Genomic DNA, 21,164 nt, shown 5'->3' with positions numbered 1-21,164 from the left:
GAAGCTCGCGTGCCCCAACGTGATCAGCAAGACCTGAAATCATGCTGGAGTGAAGCGCGCTGAGCTGCTGTTCGACCCCCCTCACCTCACCCTGCTGGCTCGCTGTTACGAGCACCCGCGCAGCGTGACTGAGCTCGCGCACCTGACTGGCACGAAACCCAACACGACGTACCGACGCGTGAAGCGCCTACTGGCAGCAGACGTGTTGACTATCGCCAGCATCGAGCGCCGTGCGGGCCGCAGTGTACGCCGCTACATCCCCGCGCATTCAACGTTCGACGTGCCGTTCCGCGATTCACCCTACCCCTCCTTGAGCGCGTACCTGAACGAGCGGCTGAACCTAACGCTCAAGGCGGGTCTGGAACGCAGTTACAGTCGACTTGACCTGCCGGAAATGAACATTCACCTGCGGCTCTTCTTCGAACATGGGGTGCTACAGGTAGATCCTGTGATGGGTGACTTGAGCGTGTCCGAAACCTACGCTCAGGTGTTCGCGCCAGCACATACCGTGACCCGCTGGGTGCCCTTGAACCTGAGTCCAGACGAGCTGACGGAGTTGCGACGTGACCTCGATGCCCTGACCGCCCGGTACTTCCGGCCTGTGCAGGACAGTGAGCGACAGACCGCAGCCCTCGGCCTCTTCCTGCTGCCTGGATGACGGTCGGACAGCGGCAGGGACCGGATCGCCGCTCAACCGGTTCCTGCCGCTCGCTCAGCTGTGCACGAGGGGTGAGCTGACGGAGTCGCGTTCGACGAGCTGGGTGGGGACGGTGATGTGCCGTTCGGGTTTCTGGCCTTCGATGGCGTGGAGCAGGGCGTCGAGGGCCTGCCGGGCCACCTCGGCGTAGTTGTGGCTGACGCTGGTGAGGGGTGGGGTGACGACCTGCGCGACGAAGATGTCGTCAAAGCCCACGATGGACAGGTCGCCAGGGACGTTCAGGCCGCGTTCGTGCGCGACGGCCAGCGCCCCGGCGGCCACGAGGTCGTTGACGCACAGGCAGGCGGTGGGGAGGGGGCCGCTGCCCAGCAGGGCGGTCATGGCGGCGCGGCCCGCGTTGATGGTCAGGCCGCTGAGCTGCACCCAGTCGGGGGGATGGGTGGGGTGCCAGGTGCGGTACAGGTCGAGTTTCTCGACGCTGGTGGTGACGTCGGGCAGGCCCCCCAGGAAGGCGACGCGAGTGTGGCCGCGTGCGTGAAGCAGTTCCAGCAGCGCGCGCGTGCCGCCGCATTCGTCCGCGCGGACGCTGGCGGCCAGGGGCGCGCCGGGGACGTCGCCGTTGACGGCCACGATGGGGAGGCGTTCGGCGATGTCGTGCAGGGTGCGCAGCGCTTCGGGGTCGGGGTGGGTGTCGTTGGCGAGACCGCCGAGGTACAGCAGGCCGTCGACCTGGCGTTCGGTGAGGGCGTGCAGGTAGGTGAGTTCCATGTCGCGGGTGCTGACGGTGTTGCCCAGGATCATGGTGTAGCCGCGTTCGAACGCGCCGATTTCCAGTTGCAGGAACAGCTGGCTGAAGAAGGGGTTGCCGATGTCGGGGAGGATGCAGCCGATGGTCTTGCTGCGGTGGTGGTAGAGGGTCTGGGCGATGCGGTTGGGGCGGAAGCGCAGTTCGCGCATGGCCTGTTCGACGCGTTCGCGCAGGACTTCGTTGACGGTGCTGTGGCCGTTGAGGACGCGGGAGACCGTGGCGACGGAGACCTGCGCGCGCACGGCGATGTCGTAGATGGTTGGGGCTTTTTTGCGGATGGTGTTCCCCCCTTGCGAAACCGGTTACTCAAATGTATGCTCCAGATGTATCACAAGTAAACCCGTCCTTATGGACACAGGCGCCGACCGCAGCGCCCCGCCAATCTTCACTTCGTCCTGCACGGTGTCCACGTCACTTCGCTGTCATTCAGAAACCGGTTACTACAGATCGAAGTCGACGTGAGCCACCGTGCGGAAACCGGTTACTTACCTCGTCCCTCCAGGAGACGCCATGAAGAAACTTGCCCTGCTGACCGCCCTCGCCCTGATGGGCACCGCCTCCGCCCAGAGCCTCTCGGGCACCGTGACCGTCTGGTCCTGGGACGCCGCCGCTAAGGCGCTGGAAAGCACCATCCCCAGCTTCAACAAGAAGTACCCCAACGTGAAGGTCAACGTGGTCGACCTGGGCAACCAGAACGTGTACGACCGCGGCCTGGCCGGCTGCGCCGCCGGCGGCGCGGACATGCCCGACGTGTACTCCATCGAGAACAACGAGGCCGAAGTGTTCTGGGCGCGCTTCCCCGACTGCTTCACCGACCTGAACACCCTGGGCGCCGCGAAGTACGCCAAGTCCTTCCCCGCTTTCAAGTGGACGGAACTGGCGGTCGGCAACAAACGCTACGCCATGCCCTGGGATTCCGGCCCCGTCGTGATCTTCTACCGCCGCGACCTGTACCAGCAGGCGGGCGTGAACCCGAACGGCATCAAGACCTGGGATGACTTCATCGCCGCGGGCAAGAAGGTCAACGCGAAGTTCGGCGGCAAGGTCAAGATGGGTGCCGTCGGCAACGGCCAGGACGACGAGTGGTTCCGCATGCTCGCCAACCAGAACGGCTGCTTCTACTTCGACAACACCGCCACGCAGATCACCATTGCCAAGAGCGGCTGCGTGCAGGCGCTGGACACCGTCAAGAAGCTCTTTGCCAATGACGTCGTCATGACCACCGACTGGGGCGGCCAGATCACGGCCTTCAAGGCCAACCGCCTGGCGAGCGCCATGTTCGGCGCGTGGTACGAGGGCACCATCCGTACGAACGCAGCCGACCAGTCCGGCAAGTGGGGCGTGTACCCCATGCCCGCCAGCAAGCCCGGCGGCGTGCGCGCCAGCAACCTGGGCGGCAGCGCCCTGGCCCTGCCCAGCAGCAGCAAGAACAAGGCCGCCGCGTACGCCTTCATGGAAAACGCCCTGGCCACCACGAACGGTCAGGTCACCATGCTCAAGAGCCAGGGCCTGGTGCCCAGCCTGCTGACCGCCAGCAAGGACGCCTACGTCAACCAGAAGCAGCCGTACTGGGGCAATCAGACCGTCTGGAAGACCATCCTCGACACGCTGGGCGACGTGCCCGCCGCGCGCGGCACCCAGTACTTCCAGGACGCCCGTCAGGTCATGATCGTCGTGCAGGCCGACTACATCAAGGGCAAGTACAAGACCGCGCAGGACGCCCTGAACGACGCCGCGAAGAAGATCAGCGCCGCCACCGGCCTGCCCGTCGCGAAGTAAGCCCCGTGCGGGCAGCGGCCCGGTGACGCGCTGCCCGCAGGCCACTGCCACCCAACTTCGCCGCCTCCAGGGCCGGAAGCGCGCCGCCACACCCGGCGACCGCGAATCCGGCCCGCCCTCTTTGCCCGTGAGGATCCCATGACGACCGTGCCCACCCCTGCCCCACCCACGCGGCGCCGCCGACGCGTGCCGCTCGCCCCGTACCTGTTCATCCTGCCGTACCTGCTGATCTTCGCGACGTTCTGGGCGTGGCCGATCGTGAGTTCCTTCCTGATGAGCTTCAAGGATTCCCGCCTGGGCGCCGCTGCCGGATACGGCCTGAGCAACTGGCAGCGCCTGATCGGGGACGAATTCTTCCGCACCGCCCTGAAGAACACCCTGGTGATCCTGGTGATTCAGGTGCCGCTGATGCTGACCCTGGCGACCACGCTGGCCGTCGCGTTGAACAGCCGCCTGCTGCGCGCGCGCGGGCTGTTCCGCTTCGCATTCTTCGCGCCGCTGGTGGTGGGGACCGTGGCGTACTCGGCGGTGTTCCGCCTGCTGTTCAACGGGGAGTTCGGCATCGTGAACCGCGCCCTGAGCGGCCTAGGCCTGCCGCAGGTGGACTGGCTGAACCAGCCGGTGCCCGCCATGGCCGTGATCATCCTGGCCATGACGTGGCGCTGGACGGGGTACAACGCGATCATTCTCCTGGCGGGCCTCCAGGGGATTCCTGAGGACGTGTACGAGGCGGCCGCCATTGACGGCGCGACGCCCTGGCAGCAGTTCTGGAAGATGACCCTGCCGCTGCTGCGGCCCACGCTGCTGTTCTGCGTGGTCCTGAGCGTGATCGGCACGCTGCAACTGTTCACGGAGCCGGCCCTGATCACGAATAGCGGACCCGGGAACGCCACCATGACGCTGGGCACGTACCTGTACCAGCAGGGCTTCCGCAGCTTCAACTTCGGGTACGCGAGCGCCATTGCGTACGCCGTTGCCGCGCTGGCCGCCATCTTCAGCTTCGCGCAGCTGCGCCTGTTCGGGAGGGACTCATGACCACGCTGGAATCCACGCCGCCCGTCACGCGGCCCTCACGCGGCAAGGCCGCCCGCGACCGCAGCAGCGCCATCTGGCTGCACGTGGCCCTCATTCCGCTGGCCCTGCTGTTCCTGGCGCCTCTGTGGATGATGCTGGTGTTCGCCACGCACCCGGAAACGGCGATCTTCAGCCCCAACCCGCCCCTGTGGTTCGGCGGGGCGTTCAAGGAGAACTTCGACGGGTTGCAGGCGGACACGAATTTCATCCGGGCGCTGGGCAACAGCACCGTGATCTCGGTGGCGTACACCCTGCTGAGCATGCTGCTGACCAGCCTCGCGGGCTTCGCGTTCGCGAAGTACAACTTCCCGGGCCGCAACATCCTGTTCGGGCTGATCCTGGCCACGCTGACCATCCCGACGTTCGTGACGATCATTCCGCAGTTCATCCTGGTCGCCCGTGACCTGAAGATGAGCAACACGTTCCAGGCGGTGATCCTGCCGACCCTGGCGAACACCATCGGGATCTTCTACATGCGCCAGGCATTCCAGACGGTGCCGGACGACCTGCTGGCCGCGGCGCGCATTGACGGTGCCAGCGAGGGGCGGATCTTCTGGCAGATCGCCCTGCCGGTCGTGCGCCCCGCACTGGCGGCCCTGGCGATCCTGCTGTTCCTGGCGAGCTGGAACGATTACCTGTGGCCCCTGATCGTCCTGACACAGAAGGACAGCTACACCATGCCAGTCGCGCTGGGCACCCTGGTGGGCCTGACCCGCGTGTCGTGGGGCGGGATCATGGTGGGCACCGCGATTGCCACCGTACCGTTCCTGGCGCTGTTCCTCGCGCTGCAACGTCACTTCGTGGCGGGCATCGCGGGCGGCGCGGTGAAGGACTAACGTGGTGCGCTTCGATCTGGGCGCCCTCGCGTACGGCGCCGACTACAACCCCGAACAGTGGCCGCGCGAGGTCTGGCGCGAGGACGTGCGCCTGATGCAGGAAGCGGGCGTGAACCTCGTGTCGCTGGGCATCTTCTCCTGGGCGCAGCTCGAGCCGCGCGAGGGGCAGTTCGAGTTCGCGTGGCTGGACGAGATCATGGACCTGCTGCACGAGGGGGGCGTGCGGGTGAACCTCGCCACGGCGACTGCCTCTCCCCCGCCCTGGCTGTCCCTGGCCTACCCGGACTCGCGCCCCGTGACGGTGGACGGCGTGCGGCTGGAGGTCGGCGCGCGGCAGCTGTACTGCCCCAGCGACCCGCACTACCGCGCGCTGAGCGTCCGGCTGGCCCGCGCGGTCGCCGAGCGCTACGGCAACCACCCGGCGCTGCGGCTGTGGCACGTGAACAACGAGTACGGCTGCCACATCGACCAGTGCTACTGCGCGCAGTGCGCCGCACGCTTCCGCGAGTGGCTGCGGGCGCGCTACGGGTCGCTGGACGAACTGAACCGCGCGTGGGGCACCGCGTTCTGGTCGCAGCGGTACGGCGACTGGGCCGAGGTGCAGCCGCCCCGCCGCGCGCCCAGCTTCCCGAACCCCAGTCAGGGCCTCGACTGGCGGCGTTTCTCCAGCGACAACATCCTGGAACTGCACCGCGCGGAGGTCGAGGTGCTGCGCGAGGTGACGCCGGACGTGCCGGTCACCACGAACTTCCTGGGCTTCCTGCCGGGCCTGGATTACTTCCGCTGGGCGCAGGAGGAGGACGTGGCGGCCGTGGACGTGTACCCCGACCCGGCGGGCGTGGCCCCGCACCTGGAGGCGGGCATGGTGTTCGACCTGACGCGCTCCCTGCGCGGCGGGCAGCGCTGGCTGCTGATGGAACAGGCCACGAGCGCCGTGAACTGGCGTGAGCGCAACGCGCCCAAACGACCGGGCCTGATGCGCGCCCTGAGCCTTCAGGCCCTGGCGCGCGGCGCGGACGGCATCCAGTTCTTCCAGTGGCGGCAGTCCGTGGCGGGCGCCGAGAAGTACCACAGCGCCCTGGTCGGTCACGTGCCCCCCGAACGCTCCCGGGTGTGGCGTGAGGCGCGTGACCTGGGGCAGGAGCTGAAGGGGCTGGACTTCCTGCGCGGCGCCCGCGTGAAGGCGGACGTGGCCATCATGTTCGACTGGCACTCCTGGTGGGCGCTGTCGCAGGCCAGCCAGCCGGCCGTAACGCCGCTGCTGCCCGTGGTGGGCGCGTGGTACGCGGCGCTGCGGTCCCTGGGCGTGAACGTGGACTTCGTGCCGCCCGACGCGGATCTGAGCGGGTACCGAGTGGTGGCGCTCCCGCAGCAGTACCTGCTGACCCCGGAGGCGGCGCAGGGCCTGCGCGCGTTCGTGCAGGGCGGCGGGACGCTGGTCATGGGGCCCTACAGCGGCGTCGTGGACGGCGACGATCACGTGATTCCCGGCGGGTACCCGGGCCTCTTGCAGGACGTGCTGGGCGCCTGGGTGGAGGAATGGGCGCCCCTCCAGACTGGCGAGACGCGCGAGGTGCGCTGGGCGGACGGCCGCGTGACCCCGGTGATTGAGTGGGCCGAGGTGCTGCACACGGACGGCGCCGAGGTGCTCGCCACGTACGAAACGGACTTCATCGCGGGCCAGCCCGCCGTGACCCGCCACGCCTTCGGGCAGGGCCACGCGTATTACCTGTCCACCCGGCCGGACGCGGCGGCGCTGACGGACTTGCTGCGCGGTGCTCTTCATGGGGCCGACGTGGCCACCGCCGACCTGCCGGACGGCCTGGACGTGACCCTCAGTGACATTAAGGGAGGTAAGCTGCTGCACCTGATTCATTTCGGGACGCAGCCGGTGCACGTGCAGGTGGACGGCGTGGTGGACGCGGTTCATGACCGGGCGACCCCTGCGCTGTCTCTGGCGCCACTGGAGGCGGCGCTGCTGCGGGTCCCAGCGGACTTCACGCTGGACCAGCTGGTCGTGACCTGAGCCCGGGTCCCTCCAGGGCACCCGGGTTCCGGTTGGGAGTGGGAAGTGACCGTCCAATCTGGGAGCACTGGCAGTGAACATCGCCGCCTCAGCGTCCGCTGGGGCGGCGATGCGGCGCGCTGCTCAGGCGCTGCGGGACAGTTCGGCGCCGTGCCGTCCGGAGGTCCGGGCGTCGTCCATGGCGCGGGCCAGCTGGCGCTGGTGCACGGCGAGGCGCAGGTGACGGTCGGCGAGTTCCATCATGGCGTCCTGAACGGCCTGGGTGGGGGCGGCGGCGGCTTGAGCGCGCAGGGTGAAGGCTTCGGAGTCGTTCAGTCGGGCAGCCCTCCGCAGGTGCTGCGCCGCGTCAGGGGAAAGGTCGAGCATGCGTCATGGTGTGCTGGCCGCAGTGGACGTCACGATGAGAAAGTTCACACGTGAGCCGAACCCCCGGCGGGGTATAAACTTGACTAATCCGCTCGGCTTAACTAGGGTGGGCCGCATGTTGCGCCGCACACTCCTGACTGCCCTGTCCCTCACCAGCCTCGGCCTCGCCGCCCAGGGCCCCACCCTCACCCTGAAACACGACGAGGGCACCGCCACCGTCCCCCTGAACCCGGCCCGGATCATCGCGCTGGATGAGGAAGCGCTGGGCTGGATCTACGCGCTGGGCATCAGCAACCGCCTGGTGGGGGTGGGCAGCGCCCTGCTGGGCCCCGGTGATCTCACCGCCGACGGGAAGATCAAGCCCGAACGCATCAAGGGGACCTTTCTGGCGCGCGGCGACCTGAGCGGCGCGACCTTCGTGGGCAACTGGACGCAGCCCAACCTGGAAACCATCCTCGCGCTGAAACCCGACCTGATCGTCCGCGCCACGTGGCAGGGCAACGGCAACTACCCGCAGCTCAGCCGCATCGCCCCCACCGTCGGGTACAGCGAACAGGGCAGCGGCTACTGGAAAAAAGGCCTGCGCGACCTGGCCCGCGTGTTCGGGAAGCAGGAGCAGGCCGAGAAGCTCATCAAGCAGGTGGCCGACACCAACCGCGCCGGTGCCCGCGCCCTCCAGGCGGCCGGGGTGTTCCGCCGCTACCCCAAGGCTGTGGTCGTCTCGCCCTTCAAGGGCGGCGGCACGTACCTGTACACGAAGACCCGCCTGATTGACGACGTGCGCGCCCTGGGCTTCAAGGACGGCCTGAAGGGCGACGCGAACGTCCTGGGCGTCGGCGGCGTCGTGAGTGACGAGGCGCTGCTGTCCCTGAGCAGGGACACGCTGGTCATCGTCTTCCCCCCCGGCGGGCAGTACAACGGCGCGCAGGACTTCCTGCAAAGCGCCGTCGGGCAGCGCCTGAAGGGGCAGACCGTCGTGTACACCCAGGAGGCGAACAGCCCCTGGGCCGGGCCGCTGGTGTCGCTGCGGGACAGTCCCGCCCTGACGAAACTGATTCTGGAGAAGGTGAAGTGAACCCCCGACCCCTGGGCCTGCTCACCGCCCTGCTCCTGAGTGCCCTGAGCGGAGCGCACGCCGCCACCTGCACGGGGCAGACCGTCACGCACGCCCTCGGGCAGACCTGCGTGACCGGCGTGCCCAAACGCGTCGTGAGCCTGGAATGGACGTACACCGAGAACCTGCTGGCACTGGGCGTGCAGCCGGTCGGCGCGGCCGACCTGACCGGGTACCGCGAGTGGGTGCGGGTGCCGGTCAGCCTGGGCGCGGGCGTGCGGGACGTCGGTACGCGCCAGCAGCCCAGCCTGGAACTGATCCGCGCGCTGAAACCGGACCTGATCATCACGACAAAACTACGGGCTGCGGGCAGCTACGCGCAGCTGAGCGCCATTGCACCCACCCTGGTGTTCGATCCGTACGGCGGCGAGTCCCAGCTGGGCGAGATGCGCCAGACGTTCACGACCATGGCCCGCGTCCTGCGGCGCGAGGGCACCGCCCGGCAGGTGCTGACCAACCTCGACGCGCGCCTGGCCCGCGTGCGTCAGGCCCTCAAGGCCCAGGGGCTGGCCGGGGACCGCGTGGTGGTCGCGCAGGCGTACACCGCCCGCACGGGCAGCGCCACGCTGCGCCTGTTCACCCGCAACAGCATGGTCAGCGAGATCCTGGGCGCGGTGGGCCTCACGAACGGCTGGGCCGCGGCCAACCAACCCTACGGCTTCAGCGAGGTGAGCCTGGAGGCGCTGAGCACCCTGAACACCCGGCACTTCCTGTACGTCGCGCAGCGCGAGGACGACGTGTTCGCCGCGCCCAGCACGCGCCCGCTGTGGCAGGCGCTGCCGTTCGTGAAGGCCGGGCGGGCGCAGGCCCTGAACGAGCGCACCTGGACCTTCGGCGGGCCGCTCAGCGCCCTGACGCTGGCGCAGGAACTGCAGGGCGCGCTGCTCAGGCGGCCCTGATCATGACCCGCACCAGCGTCACCCTGTGCGCCGACGTGTCCCGCGCGGCCGGAGAGGACCCCATCGGCACCGCGCCCCACTGGGCGGAGGTGACGGTCTTGGAACTGGACGTGCCCGTCTGGGCGCAGCTGCGCAGCGTGGACACCTGGACGCCCGCGCAGTCGGCGGTGTTTGCCGCGCTGCGCGAGAAGGTCGAGGCGAGCGGCGCGGGTTTCGGCCTGCTCATGAGCGCCCCGCAGACGCCCGGCGCGCCGCTGCGCGTGCGGCACTACGTGCGCGGCCCCGGCGGGTACCGGCGGCAGGATTACGCCACTGACCTGCCGCAGACCGAGTGGGCGCGCGGGCTGCACGACACGCTGATCGAGCCGGCGCGGTTGCGGGACTGGCAGCCCGTCGCAGCCCCGGAGCGCGGCGCGGACCTGCACGTCTGCACGCACGGCACCGTGGACGCCGCGTGCGGCCGCTACGGCGTGCCGGTGCACGCGGCGCTGCGCAGCGCGGGCGAGCGGGCGTGGCGCACCGGGCATTTCGGCGGGCACCGCTTCGCCGCCACCGCCGTGGAGTTGCCCTCGGGCCTGCTGTGGGCGCACCTGACGCCCACGCTGGCCGTGCAGGTCGCGCGGCGCGAGGTGAGCCCCGCTGAGGTCGCCGGGCACCTGCGCGGCTTCGCGGGCCTGCCCGCCCGCGCGCAGGTGCTCGACCGGGCGCTGCTGGTGCAGCACGGCTGGGACTGGCTGAACGCCGAGCGGGAAGCCCACCTGGACGGCGACACCGTCACCCTGACTGTCACGGCCGCCGGGCAGACGCAGACGTACCGCGCCGCTGTCACGGACGCCGAGCCGCTGGTCCTGCCCGGTTCCAGCCACAAGCCGGACCGCGCGCCCGTCCGGCAGTACCGCCTGGGACCGGTTCATACGGGCTCCGTCACCGCGCCAGACACGCAGGTACTGTGAGCGGCGCCGCATTCCGTTTCGCCACCCGGGCCAGAATCACCCCCGTGCCCGACGCCGCCCCCGACCACCGACCGCGCCGGAGCACCCCGTGACCCGCCCACCGCCAGCCCGCCTCCTGCTCCTCCCGGGGGCGCTGCTGGCCGCGCTGCTGGCGGGCCTGCTCTCGCTGGCGCTGGGCGCCACCGACATTCCGCTGACCGACACGGCGCGGCTGCTGCTACACCCGGACGACAGCGTGAACAGCCTGGTCATTCACACGCTGCGGCTGCCCCGCACCCTGATCGCCCTGCTCGCCGGGGCGGCGCTGGCCGTCTCGGGCCTGCTGCTTCAGGGCGTGACCCGCAACCCGCTGGCTGACCCGGGCATCCTGGGCGTGGAGGCCGGGGGCGCGCTGGCCATCCTGATTCTGGTGGTGTTCCTGCCCACGGCCCCTGCGGCCGCGTTCGTCCCGGCGGCGTTCCTGGGCGGGGGCCTCGCGGCGCTGGCGGCCTACGGCGCGGCCCGCTCCATCGGCGTCACGCCGCTGCGACTGGCGCTGGCGGGCGTGGCCGTGGCGTCCCTGGCGGGCGCCGCGACCCGCGCGCTGCAACTGCTGTTCGAGGACCGCGCGCAGGGCGCCCTGTTCGCCCTGTCCGGCTCGCTGGCAGGCCGCACCTGGGAGCAGCTGGGGCAGGTCGCGCCGTGGCTACTCGCGGGGCTGATCGGTGCGCTGATACTCGCGTCACGCGTAAACGTCCTGACCCTGGGTGAGGACGTCGCGCGCAGCCTGGGCGCCCGCACGGAACGCGACCGCACCCTGATCACGGGCCTGGGCGTCCTCCTGGCCGCCGGGTCGGTCAGCGTGGTCGGCCCGGTGGGTTTCGTGGGCCTGATCATCCCCCACGCAGCGCGCGCGCTGGGCGGCGCGGACCACCGCGTCTCGCTGCCGCTCTCTGCGCTGCTGGGCGCGGCGTTCCTGCCCCTGGCCGACGTGGCGGCCCGCGTGATCGACCGGCCCGCCGAGACCCCGGTCGGCATCCTGGTCGCCGCCGCCGGTTCACCCTTTTTCATCCTGCTCGCCCGCCGCATCGGGCGCCGCTGACACGGAGATGTTCATGACTCACCGCACCACCCTGACGTTCCTGGCCCTGACCTCGCTCCTCGCCGCGCCTGCCCTGGCGGTCCCGGTCACTGTGCAGCATGACCGCGGCACCCTGACCCTGCTCGCACCCGCCAAGCGGGTCGTGGCGCTGGAATACTCGTTCGTGGACACACTGCTCGCGCTGGGCGTGAAGCCCGTCGGCGCGGCGCTGGGCACGCAGGGCGGGGACCGCGGCGCGCCCCCCTACCTGAAACCCAGGGTGGGCGGCGTCGTCACAACCGGCAGCCGCGCCCAGCCCAGCCTGGAAGGCATCGCGGCGCTGCGCCCGGACCTGATCCTGGCCGACAGTCTGGTGCACAAGGACACCGTACCCGCTCTGGGCCGCGTGGCGCCCACCGCCGCGTTCCCCAGCCGCCGCGCGGACCTGGACCAGCTGAACGAGCAGACGCTCCTGATCGGCCGCCTGGTGGGCCGTGAGGCTGCCGCGAAGCAGCTCCTCGCGGATCAGAAGAGCCTGATCGCCAAGGCGCGCGCCTTCACGAAGAAGAACGCCCCCGCGTTCGTGGCGGGCGTAGTCACGCCGACGTCGTTCACGGCGCACACCGCCGGGAGCTTCGCGGGCAGCTTCCTGGAAGCGGTGGGCCGCAGGAACCAGCTGCCCGTCAAGGACGGCCAGACGCAGTACGAACTGAGCCTGGAGGGCTTCGTGGCGCTGCAACCGCAGACGCTGGTGCTGTTCACCGCGCCGGACGAGACGCCCGTGACCGCCGCATGGGCGAAGAACCCGCTGTGGCAGAAGCTGCCCGCCGTGAAGCGCGGCCGGGTGTACGAATTCAACCGCGACGACTGGACGCGCGGGCGCGGCCCGACCGCGCTGAAACTGATGATCGCGCAGACCATCGAGAGCCGCTTCCTGCAGGACGGGGCGCCCAGCGGCACCTTCAAGTACCAGCCGTGACCACCCTGGCCCCGCCCGCGCGGTTCACCGTCCGCCGCGCCCTGCTGGTCGGCGCGGCGCTGCTGGCGCTGTGCGCGGTCCTGGCGGTCCTGGCCCTGGGGCTGGGTGCGGTGCCCACGCCTGCGCGAGACGTGCTGGCGGCCCTGACGGGCGGTGGGGACGCCCTGACGCGGCAGCTGGTGCTGGACCTGCGCGCCCCGCGGATCGGGGTGGCGATGCTGTGCGGCGCGATGTTCGCCGCGAGCGGCACGATCATGCAGGGCGTGATCCGCAACCCGCTGGCCTCCCCGGACCTGATCGGGGTAGGGGCCGGGGCGGGACTGGCGGCCACGGTGTTTCTGCTCGCCTGGCCCGGCGCGCCCGCCGGGGGCCTGCCGTGGGCGGCGCTGGCGGGTGCGTGGGGCGGCTTCGGGCTGGTGCTGCTGCTGTCGCGTGAACGCGGCGGGGCGCTGCACCCGGTGCGGCTCGCGCTGATCGGCGTGGCGGTCGCGTCCGCGCTGGGCGCCGCGCAGCAGCTGGTGCTCGTGCGCGCCCCGGACGGGCTGGGCAGCGCCCTGAGCTTCCTGACGGGCACCGTGTACGGCGCGGACATCACCCGCCTGACTCGCGTGCTGCCCTGGGCGCTGCTCCTGCTGCCCGGCGCGCTGCTCCTGAGCCGCACGCTGGACGTCCTAAACCTTGGCGAGGACGTCGCCACCGCCCTCGGGCAGCGCGTCAACCCGGCGCGGCTGCTGGCCCTGGCGGTCGGCGTGGCCCTGGCGGGCGCCGCGGTGACCGGCGCGGGCATCCTGGGTTTCGTGGGCCTGCTCGCCCCGCACCTCGCGCGGCTGCTTGTCGGCGCCCGGCACGCCCGCACGCTGCCGGTCAGTATGCTGCTGGGCGCCCTGCTCGTCCTGGCGGCCGACACGCTGGGCCGCGCGCTGCTGCCCCCCCTGGAGGTGCCCGCCGGGATCTTCACGACCCTGGTTGGCGCCCCGTATTTCCTGTACCTGCTGAGGAAGTCCGCATGACCGACCCCCACACCTCCGGGCCGCACGCGCCCACACCCCCCACCCCAGAACCGCTGAGTACGCACGCGCTGAAACTCGCCTACGGCCAGAACGTGATCATCCCCGACCTCAACCTAAGCGTTGCGGGCGGGCAGGTCACGTCCATCATCGGCCCGAACGGCTGCGGGAAGAGTACGCTGCTGCGCGCCCTGGCGCGGCTGCTGCCCAGTGGCGCGGGGCACATCGAACTGTACGGGCAGGCGCTGCACGCCCTGCCCAGCCGTGAGATCGCCCGGCGCCTCGCCATCCTCCCGCAGGGCCCCACGGCGCCCGAGGGCCTGAGCGTGGAGGACCTCGTGTGGTTCGGGCGGCACCCGCACCAGGGCCGCTTCCCGGTCCGCCGCCCCGAGGACCGCGAGGCCGTGCAGTGGGCCCTGGACCAGACGGGCATGCGGGTCTTCGCCACCCGGCCACTTGAAGCCCTGAGCGGCGGGCAGCGGCAGCGCGCGTGGATCGCCATGAGCCTCGCGCAGCAGACCGACATTTTGTTGCTTGACGAGCCCACCACGTACCTCGACCCGTCTCACCAGCTGGAGGTGCTGCACCTCGCGCAGCGCCTGAACCGCGAGCAGGGCAAGACGGTCGTGATGGTCCTGCACGACCTGAATCAGGCGGTGCGCTACAGCGACCGCCTGATCGCCATGCGCGGCGGGGACGTCTACGCGCACGGCCCGGCGGGCGACGTGCTGACCCATGACCTGCTGCGTGACGTGTTCGGCCTGCGCGCGCATCTGCTGCCCGACCCGGACACCGGGCGGCCCCATGTGATCCCCTACGCCCTGACCCGCTGACCCGCGGCTCCCTTCTCCCCACATGCGAGCGGGGCACCTTGAAATCAGGTGCCCCGCTGCTGAGTCTGGTTGGGGATCATTCGGCGCTCTGGTCGCGGTTGGGGTACAGGACAGGCAGGGTGATCAGGGGGAGTGCGATGGCGGACAGGGCGAGGATCAGGGTCATGCCGACAGTCTGCCCGCCCCGGCCTGAATGCTGATGACAGCGGCGTTCAGAGAGCATGGAGCGGACCTTCAGGGGACGCCCAGTGAACCTTCAACTGACGCAAGGGTCAGCTGGCAGGACCCCTGCGGTGTAGAAGCTGGTGACTGGTCCTGCCTCTCTGTCCTGCGCGCGCCTGAAACCGTTGCCTGATTGGCGTCCCCCTTCACGGTCTCCTCTCTGCCGGACCACATCTGCCCTCATCCGCCGATCCATGAACAATGCGTGAAGCCGCCAGCCTGCCCTGGGAACCGCGTCTGCACCGGACATCATCGCCCGCTCTTCCCATCCGGTTGGACCGGGTGCATGGTTTCAGCCACGGAACGACCAGCCGGTCAGTACGATGCGGCATGGCGGCACTCCGGATGGATACAGGCCCCGGGTCCGCCCGTGACCCACTGCGCATCCTGATCATCGACGACTCCCCAGAAGACGCCGGGCATTACGTGCACCAGCTGGCCCAGATCAACCGGGGCATCTGCTGTCACCACGCGGAACTGGGCGAGGTCGGCGCCCGCCTGCTGGATGAATTCCAGCCGGACTGCGTGCTGCTGGACTATTACCTGCCAGACATGACGGGCCTGGAATTCCTGGAGCAGTACCGCCCGCAGGTCCCGGTGCTGGTGATCACAGGCTCCGCGGAGCAGACGGTCGCCGCTCACGTCATGCGCGCCGGAGCGTCCCGGCTGCTGTACAAGGGCGGCCTGCCGGGGGGCCTGCTGCACGAGCAGATTCTCGAGTGCGTCCACGAGCACGCCCTGCGCGGGCAGCTGGCGCTGCAACGGCAGCGGATGCAGGCGGTTCTGGACAGCACCGGCCACGGCCTGCTCTTCGCCCGGCCTGAAGTGGCGGGCTGGACGGTGGACTTTCTGAATCCGGCCGCCCGTGAGCTGCTGGGCGTGCAGGGCGGCCCCCTGGAGGACGCCTCGTCTCCCCTCAGTGCAGTGCTGCACCTGGCCAGGCAGAACCGGGTCCCGACCAACCTGACTGCTAAGCACGCCGGGCGCACCCTGGCGCTGGAGTGCGCGCCCGGCGCGGACGGGTTCACCGTCACGGTCCGGGACGCCAGCCTGGAGCGGCGACGGGAGCAGGTGGACCGGGCGAGGCACCGGGTGCTGCACCGCTTCGTGGAATCCCGCGCGCATCCGGAAGTGCTGCGAGACCTTCAGGACCTGATCGAGGCGACCCTGCCGGGTGTTCGCGGGCACCTGCTGACCGGACCACACCTGCTCAGGTGGCCGCACCTGGGGGCGCTGGACGTGCGGGTGGATCATTCCGTCCTGCGCAGCGGTGACGCACCCGCACGGTTCGTGCCTGGACCGGAGGGCGGCTGGGCGCTGCCGGTCACGGCGACGGACGAGGACGCGCTGCTGGGCGTGCTCGTGATCGAGGGTCCGGCGGACCTGGACGTGCCCGGCGCGCTGCAGGACGTGGTGGGCCTCACGACCCTGCTGCTGATGCACACGCGGGATCAGCAGCGCCTGCAGTTCCAGGCGTGGCGGGACCCGCTGACCGGTCTGCCCAACCGGTCGGTGTTCATGGATCAGTTGCAGCGGGAACTGCACGGCCTGCCGAGGTCGCGGTCGTCCCTGGCCGTCGGAATTCTGGACCTGGACGGTTTCAAGGGCGTGAACGACACGTTCGGGCATGCGGGTGGGGACGCGCTGCTGATCGAGGTGGGACGCCGGCTGAACCTGGCGTTCCGCGCGTCGGACCTCGTGGCGCGCGTGGGTGGGGACGAGTTCACCCTGCTGCTCACCGACTGGCTGGATCCTGGCACGCTGGAGGCGGATCTGCACGGCCGGCTGCGTCAGGTGCTGGGCGCGCCGTTCGAGTTGGAGGGCACGCCCGTGCCGATCCGGGCCAGCCTGGGGGTCGCGGTGGCGCCGCGGCAGTCCCTGTCACCGGACGGGCTGCTGCACCTGGCGGACCGGGCCATGTACCGCGCGAAACGCGCTGGCGGCGGGCTGCACGTGAGTACCGAGGTGCCGCTGCCCACGTAGGAGCGGGGGTGAACTGTGGGCTCGCCTCGGACCGGGGCCCGGTCAGGCGTACCCGCGGGCCTGGAGGTCATACAGGGTGGCGTAGCGGCCCCCGAGGGCCATGAGGTCCTCGTGGCTGCCGCTCTCGACGATCTCACCGCCGCTGAGGACGACGATCTGGTCGGCGAGGCGCACGGTGGAGAAGCGGTGGGAGATCAGCAGGGTGATGCGCTCGCGGGTCTGTTCGCGCAGGGCCTGGATGGTCTCGAATTCGGCGCGGGCGTCAAGGGCGGCGGTGGGTTCGTCGAAGACGAGGACGGACGCGTCCCGGAAGTACAGGCGGGCTAGGGCGAGGCGCTGCCACTGCCCGCCGGAGAGCTGCCGTCCGCCCTGAAACAGGCGGCCCAGGGGCGTGTCCAGGCCTTGCGGGAGCGTCTCGACGAAGGCGGCCCCGGCGCGCTCGGCGGCGGTCTCGACGCCCGCCGTGTCAGTCAGGCGGTCCACCTCGGCCAGGGCGACGTTGTCGCGGGCGGTCATCTGGTACTGCCCGAAGTCCTGGAAGATGATGCTCATCTCCTTCTGCACGCTGCGGGGGCTGAAGCGCGCGGCGTCCATGCCGTTCAGGAGGATCTGCCCGCCGGTGGGCGCGAACAGCAGCGTCAGGAGCTTGACGATGGTGGTCTTGCCCGCGCCGTTCTCGCCCACCAGGGCCAGGGCCTGGCCGCGCCGGACGGTGAAGTTCACGCCGCGCAGCACGTCCCGTTCGGTCAGGGGGTAGCGGAAGCTGACGTCCCGGAACTCGATGGTGTGGATGGGGCCGGTCCAGGTTTCCCCGGCGTCCAGGTCGCGGGTGGGGAGTTCCAGGAACGCGAAGAGGTTGCGCATGTACAGCAGGCTCTGGTAGATGGCGGAAAAGCCGTTCAGGAGGCTGCTGACGGTGCCCTGCACCTGCGTGATGCCCAGCACGAACACGCTGAAGTCCCCCACGCTGATCTGCCCGGCGGCGGCGCGGCGCAGGATCAGGGCGCTGGCCAAGCCGATCAGCAGGGCGCTCAGCAGGCCAGCGCCGAAGCCCCACGCGGAGCGGCGCTGCACGAGCGTGACCAGCTGGCGGCGGAAGCCCAGGTAGTAGTCGCGCCAGCGGCCCAGCAGGTACCCCTCGAAGCCGAAGAGGCGCACCTCCTTGACCAGCGCGTCACTGGTCAGCAGGCTGCCCAGGTAGTTCTGCACGCGGGAGTCGTGTGTCTGGCGGCGCAGCATGCGGTAGCCTTCCACGCCGAAGCGGTTGCTGACGATCACGCCGGGAATACTGGCCAGGATCACCAGCGGCAGTACCCAGGGGCCCAGGGTGGTCATCAGGGCGCCCACCGAGCCCAGCGTGACCACCGCGCCGGCCAGGGACACGAGCTGCGTGGCGACGCCCAGGGGCCGGGAGCCGACCTCACGCCACGCCTGCTGCAGTCGGTCGTACGTGTCGGCGTTCTCGAAGGCCTCGACACTGAGGGTGGTGGCCTTGTCCAGGATGCGGCGGCTGACCGAGTGCTGGAGGCTGTCCCCGAGCAGCTGCTGCGAGGCGTTCTGCACGGTGCTGATCAGGTTGCCCACGACGACCAGCGTGACCTGCACGGCCAGCAGGGTCAGCAGCGCGCGGTACGTGACCTGGCCCTGCGCGGCGCGGGCGACCTCGTCGAGCAGCAGCTTACCCACGTACAGGTTCGCGGCGGGCAGGGCGCTCCCGGCGAGACTGGTGGCGGCGTACGTGCCCGCGTGCAGTGGGCTGGCCTGCCAGACCAGCGCCAGCGTGGCGCGCAGGTCACGCAGCCGCTCACGGGCGCTGAGTTTCTCGTCGGGTACGGATGGGCGTGGTGCGTCGAACCTCACGCGTTACAGGATGCCGCACCGCGCCGCGCTGTGGCGCCCACCGGAGGGCGGGGTGGGCGCCTGGCCGGATGGTCAGGGTCTGGACCGTGTGCCAACCGACTGTGCACGCGGGCAGCGCAGCGGCTACCCTGGGCCGCATGACTGCTGCGCTCCCCGCTGCCGAGTGCGCCCCCCGGGGTGCCCGTTGAATCTGGCTGAGATCGGCTGGACGCCCGAGTTCGAGCAGGCGGCGCAGGCCGTGCGCGCCGCTGCCCCCGGGGTGGAGCTGCAGCCGGGGCGGGTGGCGGGCGTGGGGCGCAACACGGCGACCCTCTGGACGGAGGGCGGGGCGCTGGAGGCGGTGTTCGCCGGGACGCTCCGGCAGGCGGACGTGACGCCGGTGGTGGGGGACTGGGTGATGGCGGAGGCCGTGCCGGACGCGCCGCTGCGGGTGCACGCGGTGCTGCCGCGCCGCACGCAGCTGGCGCGGGCCGTGCAGGCCGGGATGCAGGTGCTGAGCGCGAACGTGGACGTGGTGCTGGTCATGACCGCCCCGGACGGGGACATTGATGAAGCGCGGCTCTCGCGGTATCTGGAGGCGGTGCGGGTGGGGGGGGCGCGGGCGGCGCTGCTGCTGAACAAGGTGGACCTCACCCGCAAGCCGGAGGCGGTGCTGGCGCAGTTGCGGGCGCTGGACCCGGCGGTGGCGGTGCTGCCGCTGCGCGCCACGGTGGGCGAAGGGGTGGCCGAGGTGCGGGAGCTGATCGGCCCGGGTGAAACGGCGGCGCTGATCGGGTCGTCCGGGATGGGCAAGAGCACCCTGACGAACGCCCTGCTGGGCCGAGAGGTGGCGCAGACGGGCGAGGTGGGGGCCACCCGGGAGGGGCGGCACACGACCACGGCGCGGACCCTGTACCGCCTGCCGGGCGGGGGCGTGCTGGTGGACAATCCAGGGCTGAGGGACATTGAGGTGTGGCGCGAGGGGGAAGCGGGCGGCTTCGAGGACATCGAGGCGCTGGCGGCGGAGTGCCGTTTCCGCAAGTGCACGCATGGGAATGAGCCGGGCTGCGCGGTGCAGCGCGCGGTGTCGCGCGGGCAGCTGAGCGAGGAGCGCGTTGAGGCGTACCGTGCCGCCCAGGGATTCACGGGTGACCGCCAGAAGCCGAAGCGAAGAAAATGAGTTTTATGAGCATCACTCGCTCGCTGATCCGTCAATCTTAAAGCGTTCGGTATAACGGGACATGACAGAAGCCTGACAGGCACGCAACCAAACGACTGTTTGGGTCAACTTTTAAACCCCGCACGCAGACGCGCTGCGCGCTCTCATCTGCCCGGCCCGATCAGGTCCGTATGATGCCGGAGGTTCCTCACAACTTCACCCGACGCCACCGCCCACACGGGTCGTGTCCACGCGTCCCCATCACACCCCCGAGGCAACCACCGGAGGCTCACATGAACGCACGTCCCCTTCTCATTCCCCTCGCGCTCAGCCTGCTCCTCGCCTCCTGCGGTCAACAGACCGCCGCCCCCCAGGCCGCCGCGGGCGCCCCGATCCTGGGCACCAGCAACCCCGAGGCGATCCCCGGCCAGTACGTCGTCGTCTTCAAGGACGACGTGCAGACTGACTTCACCGCACAGAGCAACATGATCGGCGCCCTGGGCCTCGATCCGCAGGGCGTGCAGATCCAGCACGTGTACGGCCAGGTCCTCAATGGGTTCGCCGCCAAACTCAGCGGGCAGAACGTCACCAAACTCCAGAATGATCCGCGCGTCAAGTACATCGAGCAGGACGCCATGATGCACATGACTGCCACCCAGAGCGGCGCCACCTGGGGCCTCGACCGCATCGACCAGCGCAACCTCCCCCTGAGCGGCACGTACACCTACGACTACACCGGCAGCGGGATCAAGGCGTACATCATCGACACCGGCATCCGCACCACGCACAGCCAGTTCGGCGGGCGCGCCATCTGGGGCACCAACACCACCGGTGACGGCCAGAACACCGACTGCCAGGGCCACGGCACGCACGTCGCGGGCACCGTCGGCGGCAGCACCTACGGCGTCGCCAAGGGCGTCACCCTGGTCGCCGTGAAGGTCCTGAACTGCCAGGGCTCGGGCAGCAACTCCGGCGTGATCGCCGGCGTGAACTGGGCCGTGAGCAACAAGGGCACCGGCAAGGCCGCCGCGAACATGAGCCTCGGCGGCGGCTTCAGCCAGGCCGTGAACGACGCCGTGAACAGCGCCGCCAGCAAGAACCTCGTGATGATCGTCGCCGCCGGCAACGAGAACCAGAACGCCTGCAACGTCTCCCCTGCCAGTGCCGCCAGCGCCATCACCGTCGCCAGCACCACCAGCAGCGACGCCCGCAGCAGCTTCAGCAACTACGGCAGCTGCGTGGACATCTTCGCCCCCGGCAGCAACATCACCAGCGCGTGGAACACCAGCGACACCGCCACCAACACCATCAGCGGCACCAGCATGGCCACCCCGCACGTCGTGGGTGCCGCCGTGCTGCGCCTCGCCGCCGGGAACAGCACCACCAGCGCCGTGACCAGCGCCATCCTCAGCAGCGCCACCACCAACGTCGTCAGCGGCGTCAACGGCAGCCCCAACCGCCTGCTGTACACCCGCTAAACCCTCCTGCCCGGCCCGACTCCCGCCCCAGTGGCGGGAGTTCGTGTGTCACGGCACGGCCGGACCACGCCAAGAAGCGTGCAGCCTGACC

General features: G+C 70.2%; 18 protein-coding genes. 15 read left to right on the top strand and 3 right to left on the bottom strand.

Going from position 1 to position 21,164, the window contains the following annotated elements; translation table 11 throughout:
• Positions 1-49 precede the first annotated feature (49 nt).
• On the top strand, positions 50-658 hold the full coding sequence (locus IEY63_RS09300; protein WP_189068723.1) for a helix-turn-helix domain-containing protein: 609 nt from the start codon (positions 50-52) through the stop codon (positions 656-658).
• 54 nt (positions 659-712) lie between these two features.
• Here IEY63_RS09300 and IEY63_RS09295 read toward each other — a convergent pair whose 3' ends face one another.
• Complete coding sequence (locus tag IEY63_RS09295) at positions 713-1,714, bottom strand: LacI family DNA-binding transcriptional regulator (protein WP_268239655.1); 1,002 nt, start codon at positions 1,712-1,714, stop codon at positions 713-715.
• Positions 1,715-1,976: 262 nt separating this feature from the next.
• Between IEY63_RS09295 and IEY63_RS09290 the strand changes: the two genes are divergently transcribed.
• From IEY63_RS09290 to IEY63_RS09275, 4 genes are all read left to right on the top strand, one after another.
• Positions 1,977-3,245, top strand: a complete 1,269-nt coding sequence (locus tag IEY63_RS09290) for an ABC transporter substrate-binding protein (RefSeq protein WP_189068721.1) — start codon at positions 1,977-1,979, stop codon at positions 3,243-3,245.
• 138 nt (positions 3,246-3,383) lie between these two features.
• Positions 3,384-4,280, top strand: a complete 897-nt coding sequence (locus IEY63_RS09285) for a carbohydrate ABC transporter permease (RefSeq protein ID WP_189068720.1) — start codon at positions 3,384-3,386, stop codon at positions 4,278-4,280.
• Positions 4,277-5,155 (top strand): carbohydrate ABC transporter permease, encoded by an 879-nt coding sequence (locus tag IEY63_RS09280; protein ID WP_189068719.1) that lies wholly within the window; start codon positions 4,277-4,279, stop codon positions 5,153-5,155. The genes IEY63_RS09285 and IEY63_RS09280 overlap by 4 nt, the downstream gene beginning before the upstream one ends.
• Before the next feature lies 1 nt (position 5,156).
• On the top strand, positions 5,157-7,181 hold the full coding sequence (locus tag IEY63_RS09275) for a beta-galactosidase (protein ID WP_229784604.1): 2,025 nt from the start codon (positions 5,157-5,159) through the stop codon (positions 7,179-7,181).
• Positions 7,182-7,304: 123 nt separating this feature from the next.
• On the opposite strand, the gene IEY63_RS09270 is transcribed toward IEY63_RS09275, so the two are convergent.
• The gene (locus IEY63_RS09270; RefSeq protein ID WP_189068718.1) at positions 7,305-7,547 is read right to left on the bottom strand and encodes a hypothetical protein; all 243 of its coding nucleotides are present in this window, start codon (positions 7,545-7,547) and stop codon (positions 7,305-7,307) included.
• A 115-nt stretch (positions 7,548-7,662) separates the two neighbouring features.
• Here IEY63_RS09270 and IEY63_RS09265 point away from each other — a divergent pair, with 115 nt between their 5' ends.
• From IEY63_RS09265 to IEY63_RS09230, 8 genes are all read left to right on the top strand, one after another.
• Positions 7,663-8,622, top strand: coding sequence for an ABC transporter substrate-binding protein (locus tag IEY63_RS09265; RefSeq protein WP_189068717.1), 960 nt, complete (start codon positions 7,663-7,665; stop codon positions 8,620-8,622).
• Positions 8,619-9,560, top strand: coding sequence for an ABC transporter substrate-binding protein (locus tag IEY63_RS09260; protein WP_189068716.1), 942 nt, complete (start codon positions 8,619-8,621; stop codon positions 9,558-9,560). Before IEY63_RS09265 ends, IEY63_RS09260 begins: the two co-directional genes overlap by 4 nt.
• Before the next feature lie 2 nt (positions 9,561-9,562).
• On the top strand, positions 9,563-10,513 hold the full coding sequence (locus IEY63_RS09255) for a sucrase ferredoxin (RefSeq protein WP_189068715.1): 951 nt from the start codon (positions 9,563-9,565) through the stop codon (positions 10,511-10,513).
• A gap of 88 nt (positions 10,514-10,601) precedes the next feature.
• Positions 10,602-11,594, top strand: coding sequence for a FecCD family ABC transporter permease (locus IEY63_RS09250; protein ID WP_189068714.1), 993 nt, complete (start codon positions 10,602-10,604; stop codon positions 11,592-11,594).
• A 13-nt stretch (positions 11,595-11,607) separates the two neighbouring features.
• Entirely contained in the window at positions 11,608-12,552 is a 945-nt protein-coding gene (locus IEY63_RS09245) for an ABC transporter substrate-binding protein (protein ID WP_189068713.1), read from the top strand.
• Positions 12,553-12,557: 5 nt separating this feature from the next.
• The gene (locus IEY63_RS09240) at positions 12,558-13,562 is read left to right on the top strand and encodes a FecCD family ABC transporter permease (RefSeq protein WP_229784617.1); all 1,005 of its coding nucleotides are present in this window, start codon (positions 12,558-12,560) and stop codon (positions 13,560-13,562) included.
• Positions 13,559-14,392 (top strand): ABC transporter ATP-binding protein, encoded by an 834-nt coding sequence (locus IEY63_RS09235; protein ID WP_189068712.1) that lies wholly within the window; start codon positions 13,559-13,561, stop codon positions 14,390-14,392. Before IEY63_RS09240 ends, IEY63_RS09235 begins: the two co-directional genes overlap by 4 nt.
• 552 nt (positions 14,393-14,944) lie before the next feature.
• Complete coding sequence (locus tag IEY63_RS09230) at positions 14,945-16,597, top strand: two-component system response regulator (protein ID WP_189068711.1); 1,653 nt, start codon at positions 14,945-14,947, stop codon at positions 16,595-16,597.
• A gap of 42 nt (positions 16,598-16,639) precedes the next feature.
• Here IEY63_RS09230 and IEY63_RS09225 read toward each other — a convergent pair whose 3' ends face one another.
• Positions 16,640-18,457, bottom strand: a complete 1,818-nt coding sequence (locus IEY63_RS09225; RefSeq protein ID WP_189068710.1) for an ABC transporter ATP-binding protein — start codon at positions 18,455-18,457, stop codon at positions 16,640-16,642.
• A gap of 184 nt (positions 18,458-18,641) precedes the next feature.
• On the opposite strand from IEY63_RS09225, the gene rsgA reads away from it, so the two are divergent.
• On the top strand, positions 18,642-19,616 hold the full coding sequence (rsgA, locus tag IEY63_RS09220; protein WP_229784603.1) for a ribosome small subunit-dependent GTPase A: 975 nt from the start codon (positions 18,642-18,644) through the stop codon (positions 19,614-19,616).
• 272 nt (positions 19,617-19,888) lie between these two features.
• Positions 19,889-21,073, top strand: a complete 1,185-nt coding sequence (locus IEY63_RS09215; protein ID WP_189068708.1) for a S8 family peptidase — start codon at positions 19,889-19,891, stop codon at positions 21,071-21,073.
• The last annotated feature ends 91 nt before the right edge of the window (positions 21,074-21,164 follow it).

This window comes from Deinococcus radiotolerans (genome assembly GCF_014647435.1).
GTDB lineage: Bacteria > Deinococcota > Deinococci > Deinococcales > Deinococcaceae > Deinococcus > Deinococcus radiotolerans.
Note: the sequence above shows the minus strand (reverse complement) of the source record. Positions and strands in the feature narration are given on the sequence as shown.